Origin of the sequence: Salipiger sp. PrR002, from assembly GCF_010500775.1 — a bacterium.
In the GTDB taxonomy this organism is placed as follows: Bacteria; Pseudomonadota; Alphaproteobacteria; order Rhodobacterales; family Rhodobacteraceae; genus Salipiger.
In genome coordinates this window covers 143513-156941 of the sequence record NZ_JAAGOU010000002.1, presented here as the reverse complement: position 1 = coordinate 156941, position 13429 = coordinate 143513, and the positions used below count along the sequence as shown (strand labels likewise).

The window sequence follows — 13429 nt, the reverse complement described above, 5'->3', positions numbered from 1 at the left end:
TATAGTCGGCGCTGTGTTCATGCGGGGCTCATGCGGGGGCGTGAGGCGATTATGTCATTGTCGAGACCCGGTTTTCTCATGTCAGAACCCGCCCCACTTTCCAACGCTGCACCGCCCGGACCGGGCGCGCGACAGCCGCTGCACACTCCGATGCCCTACCGCCCCGACATCGACGGGCTGCGCGCCGTCGCGGTGCTGGCGGTGGTGCTCTATCACTTCGGCCTGCCGTGGCTCGGCGGCGGCTTCACCGGCGTCGACGTGTTCTTCGTGATCTCTGGCTTTCTGATCGGCGGCATCCTCTGGCGCGAGCATGAGGCCGAAGGGCGCATCCGCCTCGGCGCCTTCTACCTGCGCCGCTTCCGCCGCCTCGCCCCGGCCTTCTTTGCCATGGCGCTGGTCACCGCCGCGCTCGGTGCCGCGCTGCTGCTGCCCTTCGAGTTTCGCGAGTTCGGCAAGTCGCTGATCGCCGCCACGGTCTATCTGTCGAACGTGCTTTTCTACAAACAAGCGGGCTATTTCGACACGGGCGCCGAGATGAAGCCGCTGCTGCACACGTGGTCTCTGGCGGTCGAAGAGCAGTTCTATCTTTTCCTGCCGCTGCTGATCGCGCTGCTGTCGCGGCACCGCCAAGTGCTGCTGATGGCGCTCGTGGCGGTCTGGGGCGCGTCTCTGGTCTCGTCGATCCTTGCCACGCCCAGCCATCCGGGCGCGGCCTTCTACCTCTTTCCGTTCCGCGCGTGGGAGCTTTTGTCGGGCGTGCTTCTGGCGATCTGGGGGCTGGAGACCGGGCGCGTCTGGCGCGGCCGCGCGGCGCTCAGCTGGGCCGGGCTGGCCCTCATCGCAGTAAGCGTGACGCTGATCCCGGCGGGGCCGATGTTCCCCGGCCTGCTCGCCCTGCCGCCGGTGCTGGGCGCGGTGCTGCTGATCGCCAGTGGCACCGGCGCAAACCCCGTCAACCGCGCGCTGTCGCATCCGGTGGCGTTGTTCTTCGGACGCATCTCCTACTCGCTCTACCTGTGGCACTGGCCGGTTGTGACGCTCTCGCTCTACCTGCGCGGCAGCTACAGCGGCCCGCTCGAGGCCGCCGCATGGATCGCGCTGTCGGTGGTGCTGGCGTGGCTCTCTTGGCGGTTCATCGAAACGCCCGTTCGCCGCGCCCGCCTCGCCCCGCCGCTGGTCTTCGGCGGCACGGCGCTGGCCTCGGCGGCGGCGCTGGCGGTGGGCGGCTGGCTCTACCTCGGCAACGGTCTGGCAGAGCGGTTCGGCCCATCGGTGCGCCCGCATATCGCCGCCTCGGCGGATTTCCTGCAGGACTGGAGCCGCTGCACCACCCCCGAAAGCGGCCCGCTCATGGGGATCGAGACCTGCCCGATCGGCCCGGAGGGCGCGCCGCAGGTGCTGGTCTGGGGCGACAGCCATGTGCGCGCCTTCAAAGAGGGGCTCGATCTGGCCGCGCATGAGGCCAATGTGCCCGGTCTGATCATCTGGCGCGCGGGCTGTCCGCCGCTTTTTGGCCTGCGCAAAAGTGAAAGCGCCGCCACCCCGGCGCAGGATTACGCCTGCACGCAGGCCAATCTGCAGATCCGTCAGGCGCTGCCCAGCCTAAGCAGCCTGCAGCGCGTGGCGCTGATCGGACGCTGGACCTATTACGCCCATGGCAGCGGCATCGGCCTCGACGCGGGCAATAGGATCACCGTCACCCCCGCCGATGCGCCGACCCCCGCCGGGGTGCCGCAAGCCAGCATCCTTGCCGAGGCGGAGCGCACCACCGTCGCCGAGCTGCGCGGCCTCGTGCCCGAGGTGGTGGTGCTGCGCCAGCCGCCCGAGATCCCCGGCTATGACAGCCGCCTCGCCGCACGCGAGGCCGCCCATGCGGGCTGGCCGCTGGCCAAGACCCCGGTCACCGCACCGGACGTGCCGCGCAGCGCTCTGGCGCAGCGCAGCGCCGAGGCGGAAGCGCCGTGGCGCGCCATGGCCGAGGCCGGACAGATCCGCTGGATCGACACGTGGCCGCGCTTCTGCGACGCCGAGGCCTGCCACGCGCTGCACGATGGGCAGGGCTGGTATTTCGACAACAACCACATCACCAACGCCGCCGCGCTGGCGCTGCGCGATCTCTTTGGCCCGATCTTCGGCACCAAGGTGGCCGGGCTGTGAGCCATCCGCTGACCGAAACGCTCTGGGATGCCGTGGTCATCGGCACCGGCATCGGCGGCGGCACGCTGGGGCGGGCCTTGGCCGAGGCGGGGCAGAAGGTGCTGTTCCTCGAACGCGGCCCCGCCGGGCAGCGCAGCGCCCGCAACGGCCTGTCCGAGGTGTTCATCCCCGAGGCGCGGCTGGCGCGCGGGCTCTGGCCCGAGCCGCTGCACGCCACGGTGGACGGGGTCGAAAGCGCCTTCTACGCGCCGCTCGGGGCCGGGCCGGGGGGCAGTTCGGTGTTCTACGCGGCCACGCTGGAACGGCCCGAGCGGCACGACCTCGACGATCTGCCCGGCCTGCCCCATCCGGCGGGCGGCTGGCCGGTGGGCTTTGACGCCATGCGCCCGTGGTACGACCGCGCCGCCGGGCTCTACCATATCCACGGCACTCCCGATCCGCTCTCGCCAGAGCCGCCTTTGCCGCTGGAAGGGCCGCCGCCGCTCACCAGCACCGAAGAGGCGCTGATGGAGGCGCTGCAGCGCGCCGGGCTGCATCCCTATCACGCCCATACCGCCATCGCGCGCACGCCCGATTGCCTCAACTGCCTCGGCACCAAATGCCCGCGCCACTGCAAGATGGACGGGCGCTCTGCCGGGGTCGAACCGGCGCTGAAGACCGGCAACGCCATGCTGCTGGACCGGGCCGAGGTGACGCGGCTGCTGGGATCGGGCGACACGGTCGAGGGTGTGGAACTGCGCCGCGACGGCGAGACCCATGTGGTCCGCGCCCGCAGCTACGTACTGGCCGCCGGGGCGCTCAACTCGCCGCGCCTGCTGCTGGCCTCAGCCTGCGAGGCATGGCCCGAGGGGGCGGCCAACGGCTCGGGCCTCGTCGGACGCAACCTGATGTTCCACCTCAACGAGATGTTCGCGCTCTGGCCGCCGCGCGGCACGCCCGACGCGGGGGCCACCAAGGCCATTTCGCTGCGCGATCTCTACCATGCGGGCGGCACCCGGATGGGCACTGTGCAGGCCATGGGCATCCGCGCCTCCTATGGCGAAATTGTCTTTTACCTCAACCGGATGCTGGCCCGCTCGAAGCTGCGCCACCTGCCCGGTGCGTCGCAACTGACCCGCCTGCCCGCCGCCATTGCCGCGCAGCTGTTCGGTCACGCGCAGATCTTTGTCGGCCTGCTCGAAGACCTGCCCTATCCCGAGAACCGCGTGACCTATGATCCGGCGCAGCCGCAGCGCCTGTCGATCGACTACACGCTGCACCCCGAACTGCTTCAGCGCCGCCGCGCGTTTCGCCGTGCCATCAGCCGCGCCCTGAAAGGCCAGCGGCGCGCGTTTCTTGGCGTCTCGCCAGAGCTGAACTTCGGCCATCCCTCGGGCACGTTGCGGTTCGGCAGCGACCCGGCCCGCTCGGTGCTGGATGCCGAGTGCCGCGCCCATGGGCTGCGCAACCTGCGCGTGGCCGATGCGTCGTTCATGCCCAGCTCGATGGGGGTGAACCCCTCGCTGACCATCGCCGCCAACGCCCTGCGGGTGGCCGACTCGCTGCTCAAGGAAACCCGCCGATGACCCAGCTTCGCCCCTCCGAAGGCATCGCCGTGATCACCGGGGCCGGATCCGGCCTTGGCCGCGCCATGGCGGTCGAGCTGACCCGCCGCGGCTTCACCGTTGCGGGGCTTGGCCGCCGCCGCGCCGCGCTGGAGGAAACCCGCGCCCGTGCCGAGCCGGGCCGGTTCCACCTCTTCGCCTGCGATGTCTCGAACCCGGCAGAGGTCGATCAGGCCTTCGCCCGCGTCCGCGCCGAGCTTGGACCCGTGGTCTTGCTGATCAACAACGCCGCCAGCTATCCGCGCCGCGATATCCTCGACGAAAGCGCGACGAGCTTCATGCAAACGGTCGCCACCAACCTTGGCGGCACCATCGCCTGCAGCCGCGCTGCGCTGCAGGACATGGTGGAGAGCGGGCGCGGACGCATCCTCAACGTCGCCACCTTCGCCGATCTCGCGCCGCTGCCCGCGGCCTCGGCCTATTCCGTCTCCAAGGGTGCGGCGCGCATCTTCACCCGCGCGCTGATCGCCGATCTGTCGGACCGCTTCCCGCAGATCGTCATCGGCGACTGGATGCCCGGCATGCTGAACACGGCGATGGGCATTCCGGATGGGATCGCCCCCGAGCAGGCGGCGCGCTGGGGCGTGGCGCTGGCGCTCGACGCCGATCCGGCGCTGACCGGCGCTGTCTTCGAGATGGACCGCGAGGTGCTGCCGCCGCGCGGCGTGAAGGGCAAGCTGAAGGATGCGCTGCGTTTTCAAAGGCGCCGCGCGCGCCGGATCACGCTTTAGGCCTGTTTCGAGAACAGCCGCAGCAGCAGCGCCCGCACAGTCTGTCCCGGCACGATCGCAAGGCAGCGCAGGTAGCGCAGGCCCAACCGCCGCGGGTTGCTTGCCGCGCGCCACAGCCATTCCAGCGCCATCTGCCGGGTCCATTCCGGGGCCCGCGCCTGCGTTCCGGCAAAGAAATCCAGCCCAGCGCCGATCCCGGCAAAGCCGACACCCGGCGCAAGCCGCCGTCCCGCCGCGCCAAAGATTTCCTGTTTGGGCGCGCCCAGCGCGACAAAGCACAGGCCCGCACCGGCAACGGTGATCTCTTCGAACACCGCCTCGGCCTCGGGCCCTTCGGGATCAAATCCCATGGGCGGCGAGATCGTCGCGACGACGCTCAGATCCCGCACCTCGCGTTCGAGGAAGCTTTTGGCGCGCGACAGCGCCGCAGGCGTGCTGCCGACAAGCGCCACGCCGACTCCCAGCCGCGCGGCGATCCGCGCCAGCGGCAGGATCGCGTCCGAGCCCGGGATCAGCTCGACCGGACGCCCCGCAAGCCGCGACATCCAGACGATGGGATTGCCGTCGGCCACAACGAAATCCTGCGCCGCATAGGCGGCGCGGAACGGGGCGGATGTGCGCAGTTTCACAAGGTGATCGAGGTTGATCGTCGCCAGCGCAAAGCCCTGACGCTGGGCGAGCCTTTCGGTCACCCGCGCCTGCAGCGCGGCCCAGGTCGGCACGTTGACCGCCACCCGGTATCCGGCAATCTTGAATTCCATGCGCGGATCCATCGGCGCGTCTTTTCCCCTTTGGCCCGGGCTTGGGTCTCACCTCTGCTCCCGGCGCGAACCCTGCCGCAAGCCGAAGGGGTATCCTAGTTGCCGGTGCCAATTTGCCCGCGACCGTGGCCGCTGTGCCTCACCCGCAAAGCAAATCCGCCGATTTCCCGGCAAAGCGGCAAACTCTCCTGCAACGCGCCGAATTTCGGTCAAATTTCTCTGATGAATGACCGTGACGTCGTTTTCATGATCCGTAACCAGGTTGCCGAATGATGCTGTTTCCCGTCCCCCGCCCCGCGCCATGCGCCGGTGCGCCCCGCCGCTTGGCAGGGTGCCGATGACGGGACAGGTCGCACTGCTCGGCTGCGGCTTCGTCGCGGATCTCTACCTGCGCTCACTGCAGGCGATGGAGGGCATCACCGTGCACTCGGTGCATGACCGCGACGCCGCCCGCCTGAGCCGTTTCTGCGCCCATTGGAAGCTGCGCGCCGAGCCGGACCTGCAGGCCTTCATAAGCGCCCTGCCCGCCGACTGCATCGTGCTCAACCTGACCAACCCGGCAGAGCACTATGCGCTGAACCGGCGGCTGCTGGAGGCCGGGCACCACGTCTATTGCGAAAAGCCCCTCGCCATGGAAATCGAACAGGCGCGCGCCTTGCACGCCTTGGCCGCAGAACGAGGCGTGATGCTGGCCTCGGCGCCCTGTTCGGTGCTGGGCGAGGCGGCGCAGACCCTGGGCCACGCGCTGCGCGCGGGCACCGCAGGCACGCCGCGCGCCATCTACGCCGAGCTTGACGACGGTTTCATCCCGCAGGCGCCCTATCAGGGCTGGACCAGCGAGAGCGGCGCGCCGTGGCCCTATGAGGACGAGTTCCGTGTCGGCTGCACGCTGGAACATGCGGGCTATTACCTGACGTGGCTGATCGGCTGGTTCGGCACGGTGCGCAAGGTCGTCGCGGCCTCTGCCGAAGTGCTGCCCGACAAGGCAGGCCTCGGCCCGACCGCGCCCGACCTGTCGGTGGCCACGCTGTTCTTCGAGAACGGTCCGGTGACCCGACTCACCTGTTCGATCGTCGCCAGCCATGGCCACGGCATCCGCATCTTCGGCGACCGCGGCGTGCTCAGCTGCGAGGCCTCGTGGGACAATGCCGCCAAAGTGAAATTCGCCAAGCGCGGCGCCCTGCGTCGGCGGCTGGTGGAAAGCCCCTTCCCGCGCCGCATCCGGCTGAAACAGCCCACCCACCCCAAGGTGAAACGCTGGGGCGCGGCGGCGATGAACTTCATGCTTGGCCCCGCCGAGATGCTGGACGCGCTGCGCGAGAACCGCCCGTGCCGCCTGTCGGCGGATTTCGCGCTGCATCTGACCGAGGTCACGCTGGCGATCCAGAACGCAGGCGAAGACGCGGGCGCGCAGGTGATGACCACGCGCTGCGCACCGCTGGAGCCGATGCCATGGGCGCGCTGAGCGGCCAGACGGTGGGCGCGGGCACGGCGCGCATCCTGCTCACCGGCGCCACCGGCTTCGTCGGGCGCGCGGTGCTGGCCGAGGCGCGTGCGCAGGGGATCGACGTGGTCGCGGTGCTGCGCGCGGCGCCGCCCGAGGGCTGGGCGCAGATGAAAGGCGTCACGCTCTGTCGCGCCGATCTGTCGGATCCCGCCTGCGTATCCGCGCTGCGCAAGGCCGCCGAGGGCTGCAGCGCGGTGATCCATGCCGCCGCGCATCTGGGCGGCGATGCCGAGGCGGTCGAGGCGGCCACCATCGACGGCACGCGGCATCTGCTACAGGCGCTCAACGGGCTGCCGCTGCACCTCGTGCTCGTCAGCTCCATCGCCGTCTACGACACGGCGCGGCTCTCCCCCGGCGACGCGGTGACCGAGAAACTGCCGCTCGAGGCCGTGCAGACCGCGCGCGATCCCTATGTCGCGGGCAAGCTGGCGCAGGAGGACCTCTGCCGCGCCTCCGGTCTGCCGCTGTGGATCCTGCGCCCCGGCGCGATCTTTGGCGAGGGGCGCACGTGGAACGCCCATCTAGGCCCGGCGCTGGGGCCGCTGCTGATCCGCGTCGGCACCAAAGGCGAGCTGCCCTTGGCCCATGTCGGCCATGTGGCCAAGCGCCTGCTGCAGGCGGCGCGCCGCGCACCCGGCGCCACGCAGGTGCTCAATATCGTCGATCCCGACCGCCCCGACCGCACCCGCTTTCTGCGCGCCCATGCGGGGTCGGGCTGGCCCAAGCTGGTGCTGCCGTTGCCGTGGCCGCTGTGGCTGGCGGCGGCGCGGATCCTGTCGCCGCTCAGGGCACATCTGCCGGGACTGCTGCGCGTCGCACCGCTGAAGGCGCGGATGATGCCCCTGCGCTACCCGGACCGCGCGCTTCTATCGGCGCTTGGCCCGCTCTCGCTGCCCCGGTTTGAGACGCTGATGGCCCGCGCGCTGCAGGAGGGCCGCGAATGAGCCGCCCCAAGCTGGCCTATCTCACCGGCGAATATCCCCGCGCGTCGGATACCTTCATCCAGCGCGAGGTGGCGGCGCTGCGCGCCATGGGTCACGAGGTGCTGACCTGCTCGATCCGCACCACCGGGGCCGAGCATCTGGTCGGCCCCGAGCAGCGCGCCGAACATGCCCAAACCTTCAAGGTGCTCGATGCCTGCCGCGCCCCGCTGCGGCTGCTGCGCGCCCATGCCCGCTGGCTGCGCAGCCCTTCGCGCTACCTGCGCGCGCTGGCGCTGGCATGGCGGACGGCCCCCAAGGGGCTGAAGGGCCGCGCCTACAACCTCATCTATTTCGCCGAGGCGGGCGTGCTCGCCGACCATCTGGCTGCGGCTGGCGTGCAGCATCTGCACAATCATATCGCCAAGGCGTCCTGCACCGTCGCGATGCTGGCCTCCGAGCTTTCGGGCATCCCCTACAGTTTCACCATCCACGGCCCCGACATCTTCTTCGAGCCGCACCACTGGCGCATCGACGAAAAGACCCGCCGCGCCCGGTTTGTCGCCTGCATCAGCGCCTATTGCCGCGCGCAACTGATGTGTTTCGCCGATGCCGCCGACTGGCCCAAGCTGCGGATCGTGCATTGCGGCATCGACCCCGAACGCTATGCCCCCGCCGCGCAGAGCGGGCAGAGCCTGCTTTTCGTCGGGCGGCTCGCCGGGGTGAAGGGCGTGCCGGTGCTGCTGCGCGCGCTGGCGGATCTCGCCCCCCGCTATCCCGACCTGCGCCTGCGGCTGATCGGCGACGGGCCGGAGCGAACCGCGCTCGAACGCAAGGCCGCCGAACTGGGCCTTGCCGAATGCGTGGAGTTCCTTGGCTACCGCTCGCAGGCCGAGGTCGCCGAGGCGCTGAGCGCCGCCGACATCTTCGTGCTGCCAAGCTTCGCCGAAGGCGTGCCGGTGGTGCTGATGGAGGCGATGGCGGCGCAGCTTCCCGTGGTCACCACCCGCATCGCCGGGGTGCCGGAACTGGTGGAGCACGGCGCAAGCGGCCTGCTGGTGCCGCCCGGAGAGGCGGGCGCATTGGCCGCAGCGCTCGACAGCCTGCTGAGCGATCCCGACGGGCGCCGCCGCATGGGCGCCGCGGGCCGCGCCAAGGTGATCGCCGAGTTCGACATCAAAACCGAGGCTGCCAAGCTCTCGGCCCTCTTCGGCGAGGGCGCGGCATGAGCGAGATGGACGTGGTTCTCATCGGCCGCAACGAGGGCGCACGGCTGGTCGCGGCGCTCGCCTCGGTGCAGGGACAGGCGCGGCACCTGGTCTATGTGGACAGCGGCTCGACCGACGGCAGCGTCGAGGCCGCGCGCAAAGCCGGGGCGCGCATTGTCCAGCTCGACCTTTCCACGCCCTTCACCGCCGCGCGCGCGCGCAACGCCGGATATGCCGCGCTGGACGATCCGCAGCTGGTGCAATTCATCGACGGCGATTGCGCCCTCGTGCCGGGCTACCTGCAGGCCGCCCGCGCCCATCTTCAGGCCAACCCGCAGATCGGCATGGTCACCGGCTGGCGCTCGGAAATTCACCGCGACGCCAGCCTCTACAACCAGCTCTGCGATGTGGAATGGCGCCGTCCGGCGGGCGAGATCCTCGCCTGCGGCGGCGATATGATGGTGCGCGCCGAGGCTTTCGCCGAGGTTGGCGGCTTCGATCCCACGGTGATCGCCGCCGAGGATGACGAGTTCTGCATCCGCCTGCGCAAGGCCGGGTGGACGCTCGAACGCATCCCCCACGAGATGACCCGCCACGACGCCGCGATGACCCGCTTCTCGCAATGGTGGCGCCGGGCCGTGCGCACCGGCCACGGCTTTGCGCAGGTCGGCCATCTGCACCCCGAGTATTTCACCACAGAGCGCAAGCGCGCGCTGGTCTATGCGCTTGGCCTGCCGCTGCTGCTCCTGCTCGGCCTGCTGATCGTCGGGCCGCTGGCGCTGCTGGTGCTCGCCGCCTATCCGCTCAATTGGGCCCGCACCGCGCGCGGCCTGCGCCGCGAAGGGCTGCCCGTCCCCGAGGCGCGCCGCCACGCGCTGCTGCTCACCCTTTCGAAGTTTCCCAATCTCGTCGGCATGGCCACCTACCATTGGCGGCGCCTGCGGCAGGCCCCGATGCGCCTGATCGAGTATAAGTAAGGACCCCCGCCATGCCCCAACCTTGGTCAAAGCCGCAACCCATTCGCGTCGGCCTCATCGGCGCAGGCTATATCGCAAGCTGGCACGCCGATGCGCTGGCCGCGACCGAGGACGCCGTGGTGGCCGCTGTCTGCGACCTCTCGCAGCCCGCCGCCGAGGGGCTGGCGCTGCCGCATGGCGCGCAGGTCTTCGGCACCGTCGAGGCGATGATCGAAAGCGGTGCCTGCGACGCGGTGCATATCCTCACCCCGCCGCATCTGCATGCCGACTTGGCGCAGCAATGCCTGAAGGCCGGGCTGCACGTGCTGGTGGAAAAGCCGGTGGCGGTGAGCCTTGAGGAAACCCGCGCCATCGCCGCCGCTGCCGAGGCGGCGGGCAAACGCTTTCACCCCGGGCACAACTTCCTTGGCCTGCCTTCTTATGTGCGGATGAAAGAGGCGCTGGGTGCGGGCGATTATGGCCGCGTCTCGCAGGCCGAGATCAGCTGGGCGCTGCCGCTGGCACCGCTGCGCTCGGGGCCGTTCAACCTGTGGCTGCTGCGCGAGCCCAAGAACCTGCTGCTGGAACTGGGGCCGCATCCCTTCGCCTTTGCCGTCGATCTCTTCGGCCCGCTGGAGGTGCTCTACGCCAAGGCGACGAAACCCGTCCCCCTGCCCGGCGATGATCCGCGCCCGCAGGGCTTCCGCATCCTCGCGCGCGCGGGCGGTGTCGAGATCACCTTCAGCCTGTCGATGGTCGAAACGGTCGACGACCGCTCGGTCACCCTGCGCGGCTCCTCGGGGCGGGCACGGCTCGATTATGCGGCCGATACGCTGGTGGTGGACCGCGAGAACGCCTCGGACCTCATCGTGAACCCGCTGCGCAGGCAGATGGACCTCGGCTGGCAGCATCTGCGCGAGGGCCTGCGCAACGCCGCCGTTCAGACCGCCTCGCTGAACCAGAAAGGCCCCTATGCGCAAAGCTTCCGGGGCATGTGCGCGGCTGTCTATGGCGCGCTGGCGCGGGGCAAGCCGCAGGACGCCCGCTTTTCCGCCGAGAGCGCGGTGCAGGTGATGCAGGCCATCGACGACGCCATTGCCAAGCTGCCGCCCGAGGCGCTGGAGGTGAAGGCTCCCGCCGTCCAGAGCCGCAAGCCGCAGCCCACCGCCATGGTCATCGGCGGCACCGGCTTCATCGGGCGCGCGCTGACCCGCAAACTGGTGGCAGAGGGCCACGACGTGCGGGTGCTGTCGCGCGGGCGCCACGGACCCTTCCCCGATCTGCCCGATCAAGTCGAGACGGTGGGCGTCTCGCTGCATGATCTCGATGCGCTGACCGAGGCGATGCAGGGCATCGACGTGGTCTATAACCTTGCCCGCTCGCTGGAAAAGACATGGGCCGAGGCGCTGGTGAACGACGTCGGTGTCGCCACCCGCATCGCCATGGCCTGCGAGAAAGCCGGGGTGAAGCGCCTCGTCTACACCGGCACAATCGCCAGCTACGACATGTCCGATCCGGGCGTGCAGATCACCGAAGAGACCCGCTTTCCCGAGGATATGTCGGACCGCAATCTCTACGCCCGCTCCAAGGCCGAATGCGAACGGCAGTTGATGAAGCTGCACCGCGAGCGCGGCCTGCCCGTCACCATCGCGCGCCCCGGCATCGTGGTCGGCCATGGCGGGCCGCTGCAGCACTGGGGCATCGGGCGCTGGCATGGCGCGGGCGCGGTGCGCATCTGGGGGCCGGGCAAGAACATCCTGCCCTTCGTGCTGATCGACGATGTCGCCGAGGGGCTGATGCGGATGGGAGAACATCCCGGCGCGGTGGGCGAGAGCTTCAACCTCGTGGGCGAGCCGATGCTGAGCGCCCGCGACTATTTCAACGCGATCCACGAAACGCTGGGCGCGCGCATCCGCGTCAGTTCTGGCAATCTCAACGTCTTCTACGCCAGCGACGCGGTGAAATACGGGCTGAAGAAATACGCGCTGCGCAAGCGCGGGCTGGTGCGCCCCTCGCGCGCCGACTGGCAAAGCCGGGCGCATTTCTCGCCGTTCGTCAACGACAAGCCCAAGCGCGTGCTCGGCTGGCAGCCCGAGGCGGATCGCGCCGCCTTCCTTGAAAAGGCGATCACGCAGGCCAATCTCTTTGGCTTCTAGGCACGCCGAGTCGGACGGATGGGGCTGCCACGGATCGTGAACAATCCCCGCAATTTCACCTCATTCTTGACCGAATCGAATGGTGTTCTGGGGATGAAGGTAAATATCGAGTGCGCGCGCCGGGGCCCAGCGGCCCCAGCGAGACAAGGCAGGACAAAGAGCGGTATAGTTCCACGGCAGGTGCGAGACGCGCCGCCGGAACGGATCCGGCAGCGCCCCTGCCCGTGCGGTGCGGAGAGACGAGTATGGTAGAACGCCGGAGATTCCGCCGTCGGAAGCGGAGCGAAGAGACGCCGGAGGATCCCCCGATCCTTCCGCTCGAGCGCCGTGAAGAGCGTCTCGCCCGCCGCCGTGCCGACCGCGACGCCGAAGAGGCCCGTGCCGCCGCGCAGGACCGGGCACGCCGTCAGGCCGAAGAGGCCGAGCGCCTACAGGTCGCGAGAGAACGGGCCGCGCAAGAGCAGGCCGAACGCGAGCAGGCCGAGATGGAGGCCGCGCGGCGCGAGCTTGCCAGCCTTCGGACCCCTGCCGCTGCTCCCGCTGCCGCTGCCGCTGCCGAACAGCTTGCCCCCGCTCAGCCCGTTCCGCCTGCCGCGCCCGTTGCGGAGGCACCGGCCCGCCCGCCGCGCCGCGCCGTCACCCGGCGTCCGGCACCGCAGGCCACGCTGCTGTGGGATCAGCTTCCGGTCTTCGAGATCGACAGCGATCATCTCGAACGCAACCGCATCATCACCGCCAACCGCGAAGATCCGGCCCATGCCGCCTTTGACGTGCTGCGCACACGGCTGACGCAGGCGCTGGCCGAGAACGGCTGGACCCGCGTCGGCATCACCTCGCCCAGCAAGGGATGCGGCAAGACCTTCACCGCCGCCAACCTCGCGATCAGCCTGTCGCGGCAGGAGGGTCTGCGCGCGATGCTGATGGACCTCGACCTGCGCAACCCGTCGCTGCACAAGGCGATGGGCGTCCGCGCGCCGGGCTGCATGGGTGCGCTGCTGCGCGGCGCGATCTCGCCCGAGGCGCATCTGATGCGCATGGGAGAGAACCACATCCACGCCGGGCATGACATCGCCTTCGGCTTCAACGAGGTTATCGAGCCCTATGCCGCCGAACTGCTGAACGCTCCGGCCACCGCCGAAGTGCTGACCTCGATCGAGGCGCGGCTGCAGCCGGACGTGATGCTCTTCGACCTGCCGCCCGCGCTCTACTATGACGACGTGCTGGCCTTCCGCCCGCAGATCGACGGCGTGCTGCTGGTGGTCGGCGGCGGCATCACCACCGAGCGCGAGATTCGCGAGGTCGAGCGCAGGCTCGGCACCTCGACGCCGCTGCTGGGGATGGTGCTGAACAAGGCCGAGGGCACGGAGCTCAAGAAATACCAGTACTGAGCGCGCCGCGCTGCGCGCACAGACCCAACGAAAAAGAGCCG

Annotated in this window: 10 protein-coding genes; 9 read left to right on the top strand and 1 reads right to left on the bottom strand. The window is 69.7% G+C overall.

What is annotated here, in order from left to right; all coding sequences use genetic code 11:
* The first annotated feature begins 150 nt into the window (after nt 1-150).
* From G0A00_RS03175 to G0A00_RS03165, 3 genes are read left to right on the top strand one after another with little or no spacing between them, the layout of a single operon-like run.
* The gene (locus G0A00_RS03175) at nt 151-2157 is read left to right on the top strand and encodes an acyltransferase family protein (protein WP_164178877.1); all 2007 of its coding nucleotides are present in this window, start codon (nt 151-153) and stop codon (nt 2155-2157) included.
* A complete protein-coding gene (locus G0A00_RS03170; protein ID WP_164178606.1) occupies nt 2154-3722 on the top strand; it encodes a GMC family oxidoreductase in 1569 nt (522 codons plus the stop codon). Before G0A00_RS03175 ends, G0A00_RS03170 begins: the two co-directional genes overlap by 4 nt.
* Entirely contained in the window at nt 3719-4492 is a 774-nt protein-coding gene (locus G0A00_RS03165; RefSeq protein WP_164178604.1) for an SDR family oxidoreductase, read from the top strand. Before G0A00_RS03170 ends, G0A00_RS03165 begins: the two co-directional genes overlap by 4 nt.
* On the opposite strand, the gene G0A00_RS03160 is transcribed toward G0A00_RS03165, so the two are convergent.
* The gene (locus G0A00_RS03160) at nt 4489-5253 is read right to left on the bottom strand and encodes a WecB/TagA/CpsF family glycosyltransferase (protein ID WP_164178602.1); all 765 of its coding nucleotides are present in this window, start codon (nt 5251-5253) and stop codon (nt 4489-4491) included. The genes G0A00_RS03165 and G0A00_RS03160 overlap by 4 nt on opposite strands.
* Before the next feature lie 337 nt (nt 5254-5590).
* Here G0A00_RS03160 and G0A00_RS03155 point away from each other — a divergent pair, with 337 nt between their 5' ends.
* The 6 genes from G0A00_RS03155 to G0A00_RS03130 all read left to right on the top strand — a co-directional run bounded on the left by G0A00_RS03155 (nt 5591) and on the right by G0A00_RS03130 (nt 13388).
* A complete protein-coding gene (locus G0A00_RS03155) occupies nt 5591-6718 on the top strand; it encodes a Gfo/Idh/MocA family protein (protein WP_164178600.1) in 1128 nt (375 codons plus the stop codon).
* Nucleotides 6706-7704: an NAD(P)-dependent oxidoreductase gene (locus G0A00_RS03150; protein WP_164178598.1), complete on the top strand. Its 999-nt coding sequence runs from the start codon at nt 6706-6708 to the stop codon at nt 7702-7704. The genes G0A00_RS03155 and G0A00_RS03150 overlap by 13 nt, the downstream gene beginning before the upstream one ends.
* A complete protein-coding gene (locus tag G0A00_RS03145) occupies nt 7701-8909 on the top strand; it encodes a glycosyltransferase (RefSeq protein ID WP_164178596.1) in 1209 nt (402 codons plus the stop codon). Before G0A00_RS03150 ends, G0A00_RS03145 begins: the two co-directional genes overlap by 4 nt.
* Nucleotides 8906-9865: a glycosyltransferase family 2 protein gene (locus G0A00_RS03140; protein ID WP_164178594.1), complete on the top strand. Its 960-nt coding sequence runs from the start codon at nt 8906-8908 to the stop codon at nt 9863-9865. The genes G0A00_RS03145 and G0A00_RS03140 overlap by 4 nt, the downstream gene beginning before the upstream one ends.
* Before the next feature lie 11 nt (nt 9866-9876).
* The gene (locus tag G0A00_RS03135; protein WP_164178592.1) at nt 9877-12000 is read left to right on the top strand and encodes an NAD-dependent epimerase/dehydratase family protein; all 2124 of its coding nucleotides are present in this window, start codon (nt 9877-9879) and stop codon (nt 11998-12000) included.
* Between the two features lie 245 nt (nt 12001-12245).
* The gene (locus tag G0A00_RS03130; protein WP_164178590.1) at nt 12246-13388 is read left to right on the top strand and encodes a CpsD/CapB family tyrosine-protein kinase; all 1143 of its coding nucleotides are present in this window, start codon (nt 12246-12248) and stop codon (nt 13386-13388) included.
* Nucleotides 13389-13429: the final 41 nt, after the last annotated feature.

Excerpts from the sequence above, each read along its gene's own strand:
- G0A00_RS03165 (WP_164178604.1), top strand. The coding sequence starts at position 3,719 with ATGACCCAGCTTCGCCCCTCCGAAGGCATCGCCGTGATCACCGGGGCC.
- G0A00_RS03175 (WP_164178877.1), top strand. The coding sequence starts at position 151 with ATGCCCTACCGCCCCGACATCGACGGGCTGCGCGCCGTCGCGGTGCTG.
- G0A00_RS03155 (WP_164178600.1), top strand. The coding sequence starts at position 5,591 with ATGACGGGACAGGTCGCACTGCTCGGCTGCGGCTTCGTCGCGGATCTC.
- G0A00_RS03130 (WP_164178590.1), top strand. The coding sequence starts at position 12,246 with ATGGTAGAACGCCGGAGATTCCGCCGTCGGAAGCGGAGCGAAGAGACG.
- G0A00_RS03135 (WP_164178592.1), top strand. The coding sequence starts at position 9,877 with ATGCCCCAACCTTGGTCAAAGCCGCAACCCATTCGCGTCGGCCTCATC.
- G0A00_RS03160 (WP_164178602.1), bottom strand. The coding sequence starts at position 5,253 with ATGGAATTCAAGATTGCCGGATACCGGGTGGCGGTCAACGTGCCGACC.
- G0A00_RS03140 (WP_164178594.1), top strand. The coding sequence starts at position 8,906 with ATGAGCGAGATGGACGTGGTTCTCATCGGCCGCAACGAGGGCGCACGG.
- G0A00_RS03150 (WP_164178598.1), top strand. The coding sequence starts at position 6,706 with ATGGGCGCGCTGAGCGGCCAGACGGTGGGCGCGGGCACGGCGCGCATC.
- G0A00_RS03145 (WP_164178596.1), top strand. The coding sequence starts at position 7,701 with ATGAGCCGCCCCAAGCTGGCCTATCTCACCGGCGAATATCCCCGCGCG.